Origin of the sequence: Micropruina sp. (assembly GCF_047606365.1) — a bacterium.
Taxonomy (GTDB): Bacteria; Actinomycetota; Actinomycetes; order Propionibacteriales; family Propionibacteriaceae; genus Micropruina.
Genome location: NZ_JASGEN010000145.1, coordinates 51,678 through 64,980, shown reverse-complemented (window position 1 = coordinate 64,980; position 13,303 = coordinate 51,678). Strand labels below are relative to the sequence as shown.

The window sequence follows — 13,303 nt, the reverse complement described above, 5'->3', positions numbered from 1 at the left end:
GACCAAGGGAACCGTCCCCGGTGACCAAGGGAACCGTCCCCGGTGACCAAGGGAACCGTCCCCGGTGACCAAAGGAACCGTCCCCGGTGACCCCAAGGGAACCGTCCCCGGTGACCGTGGGGACGGTTCTTTGGTCACTCAACGGTTGACCCCACCCGTTTATCGAGCTTGTCCTGGTCGGACGAACTCGGCGGGCAAGCAGACTCGACCCCGACAGCGGACGAGTGGGCCACACCTTTCCCTCGCCTATTGCCAACGGTATGGTGATCAGTATGGCAGCCACCCAGAAGGTCACCGTGACGATACCGACCGACTCGGTCGCAGCGATCCGCGCACTTGTTTCGGACGGCCGGGCAGACAGCGTGTCGGGTTTCGTGCAGCACGCCGTCCGCGTCGCCCTTGATGACGTGACCGGCTGGGGAACGACGCTGGCCCATGCCCTGGACGAGACCGGGGGCGCCATGACACCCGAAGAGCGCCACTGGGCGGATCAAATCCTCGGCATCACCGAAAGCAACCCCGGCACGGCCGCATGAGCAGTTCCGGAGTCACCTTGGACGCGGGTCCGCTGATTCAACTCGACCGGAACGACCGCCGGATCGTTGTCCTATTGGCCCGGGCGAACGAGACCGGCCAGCAAGTGATCGTGCCCGGCAGTGCGCTCGCCCAAGCCATCCGCGACCCGGCAAAGCAGGCGCGGCTCACCCGGCTGCTCCGACAACCGCGCACCCACGTCGTGCCGCTGGATCGGGTCGACGCGACCCACGTGGGCAGGCTGCTCGCCGCGTCCGGCACCAGCGATATCGCCGATGCCCACGTCGTCGTCTGCGCCCGACGCTCGCAGACTCGTGTACTCACCAGCGACCCCGGCGATCTCCAACGACTCGATCCGACCCTCGAACTGGTCGTGATGTAGACATCCATGGGTCACCGCGACGGTGCCCCGCTTTGGGTTCATTGCCCCGGTTTGAACCGGGGCAATGACGCCGAAAGGGGGCAACGTTCGATCCGGCGGGCCCAGTCGGCCGGCGGCGACGGCTCAGAGCATGTGCGGGTAGCCGGTGGACGTCGGCGGCACCAGGGTCTCCTTGATGGCGCGGGGGCTCACCCAGCGCATCAGGTTCCATAGCGAGCCGGCCTTGTCGTTGGTGCCGGACGCCCGCGCGCCGCCGAACGGCTGCTGGCCGACGACCGCACCGGTCGGCTTGTCGTTGATGTAGAAGTTGCCGGCCGTGTACCGCAGCTTGTTCTGGGCGAGTTCGATCGCCGTCCGGTCGGTGGCCAGGATCGATCCGGTCAGGGCGTACGCGGACGCGGTGTCGACCAGGTCGAGCACCTTGTCGTAGTCGGCGTCGTCGTAGACGAAGATGCCGAGCAGCGGACCGAAGTACTCGGTGACGAAGATGTCCTGCTTGGGGTTGTCCGAGACCGCCAGGGTGGGACGGATGAACCAGCCCTCGCTGCGGTCGTAGCTGCCGCCGGCGACGATCTCGGCGTCCGAGCTGGCCTTGACGGCGTCGATCGCGGCCGACAGCTTGTCGAAGGCGCGCTCGTCGATCACCGCGGAGGTGAAGTTGCTGAAGTCGCGGACGTCACCCACCTTGAGTTCCTCGACCTGCGCGATCAGGTCGTCGGAGATCGCGTTCCACAGGCTGCGCGGCAGGTAGGCGCGGGAGGCGGCCGAGCACTTCTGGCCGGAGTACTCGAAGGCGCCGCGGATCAGTGCGGTCTTGACCACCTCGGGGTCGGCGCTGGCGTGGGCGAGCACGAAGTCCTTGCCGCCGGTCTCACCGACGATCCGCGGGTAGGAGCGGTAGTTGGCGATGTTGGCGCCGACCTCGGCCCACAGGCCCTGGAACACGCGGGTGGAGCCGGTGAAGTGAATGCCGGCCAGGTCAGGATGCGCCAGTGCGACGTCGGAGACCTCCTTGCCGTGGCCGGGCACCAGGTTGATCACACCGTCAGGCAGGCCTGCGGCCTGCAGCACGTCGACGAACACCGAAGCGGCGAGCATCTGGGTGAGCGCCGGCTTCCACAGCACCGGGTTGCCCATCAGTGCCGCCGAGGTCGGCAGGTTGCCGGCGATCGCGGTGAAGTTGAACGGCGTGATCGCGTAGACGAAGCCCTCCAGCGGGCGGTAGTCCATCCGGTTCCACACGCCGGGGCTGTTCTGCGGCTGGTTGGCGTAGATCTCCTGCGCGAAGTGCGCGTTGAACCGCAGGAAGTCGATCAGCTCGCAGGCGGAGTCGATCTCGGCCTGCTGCACCGTCTTGCCCTGGCCCAGCATGGTCGCGGCGTTGATCCGGGCCCGGAACGGCCCGGCGATCAGGTCGGCGGCGCGCAGGAAGATCGCCGCGCGCTGGTCGAAGGGCATGTCGGCCCAGCCGCGCGCGGCACCGGTGGCGGCGGCCACGGCCTGCTCGACGTCGGCGTGATTGGCCTGCTTGACCACGCCCAGCACCTGGCCGTGATCGGACGGCATGGTGACCTCGTAGCGGTCGTCACCGCGTCCGGGACGGCGCTCGGCACCGAAGGTTCCGTTCAGTTCCAGCGGCGCGGCAGTCAGCTCGGTCAGCGCGGCATCGAGTTCGGCGCGCTCAGCGCTGCCGGGGGCATAGCTCTTGACCGGCTCGTTCACCGGCACGGGCACACGGGTGATAGCATCCACGGCACGAGACTATCGCAAGCGCCATTGGCGAGGTCAAGAACATTTCGCGAGCAGTCGCAGCCATGCGAGATGATTTCTCGCGAATCACCCTGCTTTCGCGGCTTCTTCCCGTCGCTTCTTGGCAGCTTCGACCGACGCGCGCAATGCCGCTACCAGGTCGACCACCTCGGCCTGGGCCGGCGCCTCCTCGGTCACCTCCGGAGCGGGAGCACCCGCCAGCTTCGCCTGCACCACCGACTCCAGCGCCTCGCGATAGACGTCGGTGAACTGGGTCGGATCGAAATCACCGGTGAGCTGGTCGATGAACATCCGCGCCATGTCGACTTCGGCGTCCGACACCTTGACATCATCGGACGGCGCCGCGAACGAGCCGTCCCGCAACTCGTCGGGCCACAGCATGGTGTGCATCAGCAGCAGGTCGTCCTTAGCCCGGATCAGCGCCAGCGACTCGCGGGACCGCAGCGCCACCTTCACCAGAGCCGCCTTGCCGGCGTCGGCCAGTGCGCGACGGAGCAGCACGTACGGCTTGGCTCCGGGCCCGTCGGCCTCCAGGAAGTAGGTGCGCTCGAAGTAGGTGGGGTCGACCTCATCGGTGTCGACGAACTGAACGACCTCGACCGCCTTGGTGGTGGGCAGCGGCAGGTTGTCGAAGTCCTCCGCCTCGAGGATCACCATGCGGCCATCACCGGTTTCATAGCCCTTGGCGATCTCGGTGTAAGGAATCTCCTTGCCGCACACGTCGCAGACCCGCTTGTACTTGATCCGCCCGCCGTCCTCGGGATGCACCTGCCGGAACGACAGATCCTTGGTCTCGGTGGCGCCGTACACCTTGACCGGAATGCTGATCAGGCCGAACGAGATCGCGCCCTTCCAGATGGATCGTGGCATGACCGCCTCCTAGGACTGCCGCTGTGGACCTCCCTAGCGTGCCGCATTCCCCCAAGTCACACCAGCACCCATCGGGTTGAAGGCGTCGTGCCAGGCTCCTTCGTCGGTCTCGTCATCCCAGCGCACGCCTTCGTCATCCCGGACTTGATCCGGGATCTCACGACTGGTCCCTGGTCACCCGAGATCCCGGATCAAGTCCGGGATGACGCGAGCGACCTGGTCACGGCTCCGTAGGCTGGCCCGCGATCCCCCGGGGCGAGCTCGGTGCCACGCCCGCCACCAGCGACTTCCACTCGGTCGGGCCATGCCACAACAACTCGTTGTCAGCGAGGAACTCCGCCACCGCAGGATCATCCCAGGCCACGGCCAGGGTCCGCCCGCCGACGAGCGCCGCCAGTGCCTCGGCAGATGCCGGCGACTCATCGGCGAACAGGGCCGTCACTGCATCGAAACCGAGGACGCCGACACTCACCTCGCCGAACTCGGCGCCGGCTACCGGCCTTCCGGACGTCTCGACGACCGCGACCAGCCGCCGTCCGCCCCGCAGCAGTGATGCCAGTCCGGCGATGTGCAGGACGGTGTGTTCGGCGTCCTCGTCGTCGGCCGGGTCGAATCCGAAGGAGGACCGTAGCGAGGGGGTGACTGCGTAGCCGGACGGCGGCCGATGCCGTCCACTGTCGGCCCACGCGGTTAGTTCCGCCGCGGTGAGCGGCACGAAGACCAGCATCAGCGGACCTCTCGCCGCAGCACGCCCAGTTCGTCGACGAGGTCGCGGGCGAAGGTCGGCAGCGGAGCGATCGCGCTGGCGGCGAAAGTGACGCGGCCGTCCAGGCTGCTGACGCCGACGCTGACCTGCTGGTCGTCGACGGTGGAGGCGAACGCGTGCAGCGCGCGGACCCGCCGCTCCCCCAGCCAGCGCGGGGTGGCCGGTCCTGGCACGTTGGCGATCAGTACCTGATGCGGACGCCCGCTCGTCACGGTGGCGGCGGCGACCGCGTGGGTGCTGGGTGGCGGGAAGCCGGCCAGATCGGTCAACTGGGCCACCGGAACCAGCCGGTCGGAGTCGATCCGGGCCTGGGTGAGGGTGGCGATGGCGATCAGCCGTTCGCGGGCGGTGATCGTGGTGACCGGCAGCTGCACGTACTGAGGTGCCACCTGGCAGCCCAGGGCGCTGGTGCCGCCGTCGTCGACCGCCAGCGGGATGAGCGCCACCGGATCGTGTAACGGCTTGTCACCGGCCACCTGCCAGCCCCGGACGCCGGCGGTCGCCAGCGCCACGATCACGTCGTGCACGGTGCAGCCGACGGCGCGGGCGATCGCGGCCAGGTCGGCCAGCGGGCATTCCACCGCGGCCACATGCCGCGGCTCCGGCACCGTCGTCACCTGCCGGACGCCGTACTCGGCCAACCCGCCGAGGCCTGCGGCGGCCTCTCGGACGGCACGCAGCGGATCAGTCACGTTGCGCAGCAGTCCGGCGAACCCGGGCGCCGCCTCGTCCTCGGACGGCCGCCAGTCGGGCACGTCCGCGCTGATCGGGGTGGGCTGCTCGTCGAGCAGCTCATGCAGCAGATGAACGTTGTCCGCGCCGTCGATCAACGCCGGATGCGCCCGCACCACCAGCGCCCACGATCCCCCGACCAGGCCGGTCAGAATCGTGGCGTCCCACAACGGGTGCAGCCGATCCAACGGGACGGCGAGTTGCTCAGCGAGCCAGCCTTCGATGGTCGTACCGGACGGCAGGGTGACGCTGTGCAGATGGCCGGCGATGTTGAAGCCACGGTCGTCCACCCAGGCCTGCAGCCCGGTGCCGGCGAGTTTCTGCCGGAAGCGCGGCGCGTAGCCGATGCGTTGTGCGATCAGCCGACCCAGTTCGGACGCCGCGGGCGGCCGGCCGTCCACCACCAGGACGCTCAGCTGGTGCCAGGGTTGCGCCGGTTGGTCGCGGGCGAGCAGTTGTGCCTCGGTCCTGCTCACGGAAGCCGCCACGTGCCCTTCTCCTTGCTGTCGCCGACTCGTCCGGTCAGCCTACTTCGTGCGTTTCGTGGACGGCCCGCGTGCGCGTGCAAGAATCGGCGGGTGCGCAGAATCCTTCCCGTGGCCGCTCTTCTCGTACTTGCCGCCGGTTGTGCCGGTGCTCCCGCGTCGACCCCGAGCGCCAGCAGTTCGCCGCTGGTGACACCGGCGTCCGCGACGGCGTCCAGCAGCCCCACGCTGGCCAGCCCGAGCACGGCCCCCACCCCCGGTGTGACGACCATCACCATCAAGCTCGCCGACGGCAAGGTGTCGCCCAACGGCAGCAGGATCAACCTGACCAAGGGTGAGACGTTCGTCCTCGACATCACTTCCGACCGCGACGACGAAGTGCATGTGCACGGCTTCGACAAGGAGATCGAGGTGAAGGCGGGCCAGCACCTCACGGTCGAGATGACCGCCGACCGCACCGGCCGGTACGAAGTGGAGTCCCATCATCCCGAGCTGCTGATCGCCGTCCTGCAGATCCGGTGAGACTGCCGCTGCACGGACTCGGCTCGCGACAGGACCTGCCGCTGCCCTTCGAGTTCGTCCTGCTCGGTGCCGCGCTGGCCCTGGTGGTGTCGTTCGCGGTGCTGATCGTCGCCTGGCGGCGTCCGCGTTACACCCGACCGTCCGGACTGGCGCTGCCCGGATTGACCCGGTTGGTCGACCGCCCAGCCGCCCGCGCCGGCGTCCGCATCGTCGTGCTGGCGGTGTTCGGCTGGATGGCGCTGGCGCTGTGGTTCGGCCAGGACCTGGTGACGAACCCGATCTTCGGTTTCGTCTTCGTCTGGGTCTGGGTGGGGCTGGTGCCGGTCTCGCTGCTGTTCGGACCGGTCTGGCGGCGGGCGAACCCGCTACGGACGTTGGCCAGGCTGGTGCTCGCCGTCCGTGCCCCGGTGCGGCCGCTGCGCGAGGCCACCTGGCGGCGGATCGGCGTCCTGCCCGGGGTGGTGACCCTGCTGGGGTTCGCCTGGCTGGAACTGGTCCAACCCGACAACAACACCCTGGGCGTGCTGCGCTGGTGGACGATCGCCTGGCTGGTGCTGACCCTCGGTGGCGCGGTGCTGTTCGGTGAGCGGTGGATCGCCGCCACCGACCCGTTCGAAGTGTTCGCCGAACGGGTCGCCACGCTGTCGCCGTGGCAGCGCATCGACGGTGTGATTCACCTCACCAACCCGCTTCGGCATGCCGCGACCGCGGTCGTCCCGCGCGGCGCCGCCTGGGTGAACTGCACGCTGTTGGGCATCACCGCCTACGACAGCTTCACCAACACCACCGGCTGGGTCGGCTGGGTACAGACGTCGACCCTGCCCAGGGAGTGGTGGGGCACCGCGGGGCTGATCGGCATGACCCTGCTGGTCGGAGCGGCGTTCGCCATGGCGGCACGGGCCACGGCGTCCGGCTGGTCCGACACCGCCGCGGCGAGCCTGGTGCCGATCGTCATCGGCTACTCGTTCGCGCACTACCTGAGCCTGCTGGTGATCGAGGGCCAGCGGACGGCGATCCTGGCCTCCGATCCTCTCGGCCTCGGCTGGAACGTCTTCGGCACGGCGGAACTCGGGGTCAACACCGGCATCTTCGACTACCCCGACGTGGTGGCCGTCATCCAGCTCACCGCCATCGTCGTCGGGCACCTGCTGGGTGTGCTGCTCGCCCACGATGAGTCCCTGGTGGTGCTGCAGGGCAAACGAGTGATCGTCGGCCAGCTCCCCATGCTGGTGCTGATGGTCGGCTACACCTGCGCGGGCCTTCTGCTGCTCTTCTCCCCCTGACCGCCGCTGGTCATCCTTGTCGAGATCACCACAGGGATCCCGGCGTTCGCCGGGATGACGGAACCACCGCGGGCCGCACGCGTCGAGACCCACCCCAGAGACGCCGGCATCCGCCGAGATGACGGAACCACCGCGGGCCGCACGCGTCGAGACCCACCCCAGAGACGCCGGCGTCCGCAGGGATGACGGGACCACCGCTGGTCGAGCTTGTCGAGACCCCTCGCAGCCAACCCGGCCCAATCTGCCCTGCCGGGTCCCCGTCATCCCAGGCTCGGCCCGGGATCTCATGTCACGAATCCCGCGAGTTATCCACAATTTCCGCCGGCGCCCGCCCACCCGGCGCCAAGCCGGGCGACAGTAAGGGATGCCCTCCGCAGTTGCCGTCCTGACTCGCGCGCCACTCGCGCTGGCGCCCGCGGTGCGGGTGATCGAACCGGTGCTGCCGAGCACGTCCGCTCAAGATCCGCTGGTGCCGTGGGCAGAGCCTCCGCGTCCGTTGCCGCCATCGCTTCCCGAGGTGTCGGACGCCGTCCGCCGCAGGGTCACCGCGATGATCGCCGCAGTCGTCGAGGTGCTGCGCGGACGCCGTCCGCTCGCTCACCTCGAGCCGCACTGCGAAGACGCGGTGTTCGAGCTACTCGGACGGCTACACGAAGCCGGCGCCCTCCCCCACCTGCGATTGACCTCCACGCAGATCACCCGACCCGCTGACGACTCGATCGAGGCATCCGCCCGGCTCACTCTGGGCGAGGAATCCCGAGCCGTCGCACTCCGGATCGCCCGTCACCCGGACGGACGCTGGCTCCTCACCGACCTCGAAGTCGCCCTGGACGACGCGGCGATCCAACGCAGCCAACCGAGGTCAGTCTCATAGTTTCCATTCCGCGCGAACTGGTCGGCAGGCACACGACCAACGGCGCCCGAATCAGGTCTCGACAAGCTCGACCAACGGTTGGCCCGGCGGGGACTCAACCGGAAAGCGGAGTGGGCTGCACCCCGTCCGGGTAGGTCGGGCGTAAAGCGCGCGAGCCCCCCGCCCACGGTCTGAAAGACGAAAGCAGAAGTGGCGAGCTGCGCACGGGCGGGACGGGGTGCAGCCCACTCCGCGGAACCAAACCCGACCACCACGACCCGACCACAGAAGGGTCTCGACAAGCTCGACCAACGGCGGCGAGGTGACCGAAAGAACCGTCCCCGGTGACCAAAGGGACCGTCCCCGGTGACCGAAAGAACCGTCCCCGCGGTCACCGAGGGTGGATCGACGAGATCCCGGGGCGAGCCCGGGATGACGAGTGGTGCTCAGCCGCGGCGGCCGCGTCCGTGGCAGAGCTTGTACTTCTTGCCCGAGCCACAGGGGCAGGGGGCGTTCCGGCCGACGCCGGCGTACGGGTCGTCGTCTTCCTCGCGGCTGCTCACGGCCTCGCCGGTCTCGGAGGGGGCCGAGTAGGCCATCGGACGCTGCTGGCGCTCGCCGAGGCCCTTGGCCTTCACCACGGGACGGGCCTTCGGCTCTTCGGCTTCCGGCTCTTCCTCATCGGCGGTCGCGCCGATCAGCTCCTCCATCACCTCGGCCGACATCGGGACGCCGGTCGGGTCGGTCTGCAGGCCGACACTCGGCTGCTGCACGTTGACCTCGAGGTTGAACAGGAAGCCGACGACCTCCTCCATGAAGGCCTCCATCATGGCGTTGAACATGTCGCCGCCCTCGCGCTGGTACTCGACCAGCGGGTCGCGCTGCGCCATGGCGCGCAGCCCGATGCCCTCGCGCAGGTAGTCCATCTCGTAGAGGTGTTCACGCCACTTGCGGTCGAGCACGGTGAGCAGCACCTGGCGCTCCAGCTCGCGCATGGTCTCCTCGCCGAGCTCCTCCTCGCGGCGGTCGTAGGCGGCCTGAGCATCGGCCTTGAAGTCCTCGACCAGCTCGTCCGGGGTCATCTCGACACCCTCGTACTCGGAGCGGTCCAGGCCGACCGGGTACAGCGTGCCGACCTGGGTCCAGAGCTGCTCCAGGTCCCACTCCTCGACGAAGCCTTCGGTGTTGGCCCGCACATACTGCCCGACGACCGAGTCGACGGTGCCGCGCAGCTGCGTCTCGACGTCGGCACCCTCGAGCACCCGGCGCCGGTCGCCGTAGATGGCGTGCCGCTGCCGGTTCATCACGTCGTCGTACTTGAGCACGTTCTTGCGCATCTCGAAGTTCTGCGCCTCGACCTGCTCCTGGGCCTGCTGGATGGAGCTGCTGACCCGCTTGTTCTCGATCGGGACGTCGTCGGGCACCTTCAGCGCCACCATCACCCAGTTGATGATGTCGGACTTGAACAGCCGCATCAGGTCGTCCTCGAGGCTCAGGTAGAACCGGCTCTCACCCGGGTCGCCCTGACGTCCGGAACGACCACGCAGCTGGTTGTCGATGCGCCGCGACTCGTGCCGCTCGGAGCCCACCACGTACAGACCGCCGAGCTCCACCACCTCGTCATGCTCGGCCGCGACCTGCTTCTCGATCTCTTCGATGGCCTCGGCCCAGGCCGCCTCGTACTCGTCGGGGTGCTCGACCGGATCGAGTCCCTTGGCGCGCAGCGCGGCGTCGGCCATGAACTCGGAGTTGCCACCGAGGATGATGTCGGTGCCTCGTCCGGCCATGTTGGTGGCCACGGTCACCGCACCCTTGCGTCCGGCCATCGCGATGATGGCGGCCTCACGGGCGTGGTTCTTCGCGTTCAGCACCTCGTGCTTGACGCCGGCCTTCTTCAGCAGCTTCGACAGGATCTCGGATTTGGCGACGGACGCCGTGCCGATCAGGATCGGCTGGCCCTTCTCGTGCCGCTCGGCGACGTCTTCGACCACCGCGGCGAATTTGGCCGCCTCGGTGCGGTAGATCAAGTCCTTGCCGTCGACCCGGATCATCGGCTTGTTGGTCTCGATCGGCAGCACACCCAGGCCGTAGATCTTCTGGAACTCGCTCTCTTCGGTCTTGGCCGTGCCGGTCATGCCGGCGAGCTTGTCGTACATCCGGAAGTAGTTCTGCAGGGTGATCGTGGCGAGCGTCTGGTACTCGTCCTTGATCTCGACCTTCTCCTTCGCCTCGAGCGCCTGGTGCAGGCCCTCGTTGTAGCGGCGTCCGATCAGGGTGCGGCCGGTGTGCTCGTCGACGATCAGCACTTCGCCGTCTAGGATGACGTAGTCCTTGTCCTTCTTGAACAGTTCCTTCGCCTTGATGGCGTTGTTCAGGTAGGAGATCAGCGGCGTGTTGACGCTCTCGTAGAGGTTCTCGATACCGAGCCGGTTCTCCACCTCGGTGATGCCCTCTTCGAGAATCGCCACGGTGCGCTTCTTCTCGTCGACCTCGTAGTGGGTGTCGCGGGTCAGCCGCTCGGCGATCTTGGCGAACTCCGGGTACCACTGGTGGTTGTCCTCGGCCGGGCCCGAGATGATCAGCGGCGTCCGGGCCTCGTCGACCAGGATCGAGTCGACCTCGTCGACGATCGCGTAGTGGTGGCCGCGCTGCACGCAGTCCTCGAGCGAGAGCGCCATGTTGTCGCGCAGGTAGTCGAAACCGAACTCGTTGTTGGTGCCGTAGGTGATGTCGGCGGCGTACTGCTTGCGCCGCTCGGCCGGCGTCATGTGCGCCAGGATCACGCCCACCTCGAGACCGAGGAAGTGGTGCACGCGACCCATCTGCTCGGACTGGTACTTGGCCAGGTAGTCGTTGACCGTGACGATGTGCACGCCCTTGCCGGTCAGCGCGTTCAGGTAGGACGGCATCAGGGCGACGATGGTCTTGCCCTCACCGGTCTTCATCTCGGCGATGTTCGCTCGGTGCAGCGCCACGCCGCCCATCACCTGGACGTCGTAGGGGCGTTTGCCGAGCACCCGCCTGGTGGCCTCGCGGACGGTGGCGAACGCCTCCGGCAGGATCGCGTCGAGGCTCTCGCCGTCCTCAAGGCGCTTGCGGAACTCGTCGGTCTGACCGCGCAGCTCCTCGTCGCTCATCGCCTCGAAGTCGGGTTCGATCATGGCCACCTGATCGGCGACCTTGCGCAACTCTTTGAGCTTGCGCCCGTCGCCCATGTGCAGCAGCTTGTCCAGAACACCCACGGTGGTTTCAACGCTTCCTGGTCGATGACAGTCGCGCGCCATCTTAGTGTGCTCGGCCGACACCAGACGCGCAGGGTCGCCGCAGCCCTCGGCCGGGCCTCCGGTGGACCGTGGCGACGGTTCTTTTCGTTCCGCTTTCGGCGCAAGCGGTACGAAAAGAACCGTCCCCGCGTACCGCGTCCCGGGAACCTGAGCGTTCCGGTCGGAGAACTTTGCGCCAACGATGTCGAGAAACCGTGAGCGGCTCCGTCCCCGGTGTAGAGCCGACCACAATGGTCGGCACCGAACCGAGGAGTCACGATGGCCAAGTACCTGCTGCTCAAGCACTACCGGGGTGCCCCGAAGGGCGTCAACGACGTGCCGATGGAGTCCTGGACGCCGCAGGAGATCACCGACCACATCCAGTACATGAACGACTTCGCCGCCCGGCTCGAGAGCACCGGTGAGTTCGTCGACGGCCAGGCGCTCGCCCCGGAGGGCGCCTGGGTCCGCTACGACGGCGAGGGCCGGCCACCGGTCACCGACGGTCCGTTCGCCGAGACCAAGGACCTGATCGCCGGCTGGATGATCATCGACGTGGACGGCTGGGACCGCGCCGTGGAGCTGGCCGGGGAACTGTCGGCGGCACCGGGCGCCGGGGGCAAGCCGATCCATGAGTGGCTGGAGGTCCGTCCCTTCCTGACCCACGCGCCGAACGTCACCGACTGAATCCGGACGTGGACGAGACCCTGCTGCGCGGCCTGATCCCGGCCGTCCTGGCGATCCTCGTCCGCCGCGGAGCAGACTTCGCGGCGGCCGAGGACGCCGTCCAGGACGCCCTGGTCGAGGCGTTGCGCAGCTGGCCGGACGACCCGCCGCGCGACCCCAAGGGCTGGCTGATCACCGTCGCCTGGCGGCGGTTCCTGGACGCGACCAGGGCGGATGCGTCCCGTCGGCGCCGCGAGGAGCGCGTCGAGGACGAGCCACCTGCAGGCCGGGTGGCCGAGGGCGACGACTCGCTGTGGCTGTATTTCCTGTGCGCGCATCCGCGGCTCACCCCGTCGTCGGCGGCGGCACTGACCCTGCGTGCCGTGGGCGGCCTGACCACCCGGCAGATCGCGCAGGCGTACCTGGTGCCCGAGGCGACGATGGCGCAGCGGATCAGCCGGGCCAAGCGCACGGTCGCCGACGTCCGGTTCGACCGGCCCGGCGACGTCGCCACCGTGCTGCGGGTGCTGTACCTGATCTTCAACGAGGGCTACACCAGCGACGACGCCGATCTGGCCGCTGAAGCGATCCGGCTGGCCCGCCAGTTGGCGGCGCTGCACGACCACCCCGAGATCGCCGGGCTACTGGCGCTCATGCTGCTGCACCATGCCCGCCGGGCCGCGCGTTTCACCGCCGACGGCGCCCTGATGCCGCTCGCCGACCAAGACCGGGGTCGCTGGGACACCACTGCCATCGCCGAGGCCGTCGACATCCTGCAGGCCGCATTGGCTCGCGACGCCCTGGGCGAGTTCCAGGCGCAGGCCGCGATCGCGGCGCTGCACGCCGATGCCCCGAGCACCGCCGAGACCGATTGGGTGCAGATCGTCGAGTGGTACGACGAGCTGGTCCGGCTGACCGACTCGCCGGTGGTCCGGCTGAACCGCGCGGTGGCGCTCGGCGAGGCGGACGGAGCACGGGCCGGGTTGGCGGCGCTGGCCGACCTGGACGCCGCACTGCCCCGGTACGACGCCGTCGCCGCCCATCTGCACGAACGCGCCGGCGACCTCGCCGAGGCCGCTCGGCGCTACGCGGCAGCCGCGCGCGCCGCGCACAGTAGTGCCGAACGCGACCATCTGTATCGCCAGGCCGCCCGGCTCAACGGTCACTGAGCCAACCG

General features: G+C 68.6%; 12 protein-coding genes. 7 read left to right on the top strand and 5 right to left on the bottom strand.

What is annotated here, in order from left to right:
* Nucleotides 1-272 precede the first annotated feature (272 nt).
* Entirely contained in the window at nucleotides 273-536 is a 264-nt protein-coding gene (locus QM624_RS16925) for a hypothetical protein (protein ID WP_415093949.1), read from the top strand.
* Nucleotides 533-916: a PIN domain-containing protein gene (locus QM624_RS16920; protein ID WP_415093947.1), complete on the top strand. Its 384-nt coding sequence runs from the start codon at nucleotides 533-535 to the stop codon at nucleotides 914-916. The genes QM624_RS16925 and QM624_RS16920 overlap by 4 nt, the downstream gene beginning before the upstream one ends.
* Before the next feature lie 123 nt (nucleotides 917-1,039).
* On the opposite strand, the gene pruA is transcribed toward QM624_RS16920, so the two are convergent.
* From pruA to QM624_RS16900, 4 genes are all read right to left on the bottom strand, one after another.
* Complete coding sequence (gene pruA, locus QM624_RS16915) at nucleotides 1,040-2,668, bottom strand: L-glutamate gamma-semialdehyde dehydrogenase (protein WP_415093945.1); 1,629 nt, start codon at nucleotides 2,666-2,668, stop codon at nucleotides 1,040-1,042.
* Nucleotides 2,669-2,752: 84 nt separating this feature from the next.
* On the bottom strand, nucleotides 2,753-3,556 hold the full coding sequence (locus QM624_RS16910; RefSeq protein WP_415093943.1) for a Ku protein: 804 nt from the start codon (nucleotides 3,554-3,556) through the stop codon (nucleotides 2,753-2,755).
* A 220-nt stretch (nucleotides 3,557-3,776) separates the two neighbouring features.
* Entirely contained in the window at nucleotides 3,777-4,283 is a 507-nt protein-coding gene (locus QM624_RS16905; RefSeq protein WP_415093941.1) for a DUF6912 family protein, read from the bottom strand.
* A complete protein-coding gene (locus tag QM624_RS16900) occupies nucleotides 4,283-5,542 on the bottom strand; it encodes a wax ester/triacylglycerol synthase domain-containing protein (RefSeq protein ID WP_415093939.1) in 1,260 nt (419 codons plus the stop codon). Before QM624_RS16900 ends, QM624_RS16905 begins: the two co-directional genes overlap by 1 nt.
* A gap of 108 nt (nucleotides 5,543-5,650) precedes the next feature.
* Here QM624_RS16900 and QM624_RS16895 point away from each other — a divergent pair, with 108 nt between their 5' ends.
* The 3 genes from QM624_RS16895 (at nucleotide 5,651) to QM624_RS16885 (ending at nucleotide 8,218) form a co-directional block, all read left to right on the top strand.
* Complete coding sequence (locus tag QM624_RS16895; RefSeq protein ID WP_415093937.1) at nucleotides 5,651-6,061, top strand: cupredoxin domain-containing protein; 411 nt, start codon at nucleotides 5,651-5,653, stop codon at nucleotides 6,059-6,061.
* Nucleotides 6,058-7,344, top strand: a complete 1,287-nt coding sequence (locus QM624_RS16890; RefSeq protein WP_415093935.1) for a hypothetical protein — start codon at nucleotides 6,058-6,060, stop codon at nucleotides 7,342-7,344. Before QM624_RS16895 ends, QM624_RS16890 begins: the two co-directional genes overlap by 4 nt.
* Nucleotides 7,345-7,708: 364 nt before the next feature.
* Nucleotides 7,709-8,218, top strand: coding sequence for an Rv3235 family protein (locus QM624_RS16885; protein ID WP_415093933.1), 510 nt, complete (start codon nucleotides 7,709-7,711; stop codon nucleotides 8,216-8,218).
* Between the two features lie 425 nt (nucleotides 8,219-8,643).
* Here the strand turns inward: QM624_RS16885 and secA are convergent, their stop codons facing one another.
* On the bottom strand, nucleotides 8,644-11,430 hold the full coding sequence (gene secA / locus QM624_RS16880) for a preprotein translocase subunit SecA (RefSeq protein WP_415093951.1): 2,787 nt from the start codon (nucleotides 11,428-11,430) through the stop codon (nucleotides 8,644-8,646).
* 309 nt (nucleotides 11,431-11,739) lie between these two features.
* On the opposite strand from secA, the gene QM624_RS16875 reads away from it, so the two are divergent.
* Both QM624_RS16875 and QM624_RS16870 read left to right on the top strand, forming a co-directional pair.
* Nucleotides 11,740-12,147, top strand: coding sequence for a YciI family protein (locus QM624_RS16875; protein WP_415093931.1), 408 nt, complete (start codon nucleotides 11,740-11,742; stop codon nucleotides 12,145-12,147).
* 8 nt (nucleotides 12,148-12,155) lie between these two features.
* Nucleotides 12,156-13,295, top strand: coding sequence for an RNA polymerase sigma factor (locus tag QM624_RS16870; protein WP_415093929.1), 1,140 nt, complete (start codon nucleotides 12,156-12,158; stop codon nucleotides 13,293-13,295).
* The last annotated feature ends 8 nt before the right edge of the window (nucleotides 13,296-13,303 follow it).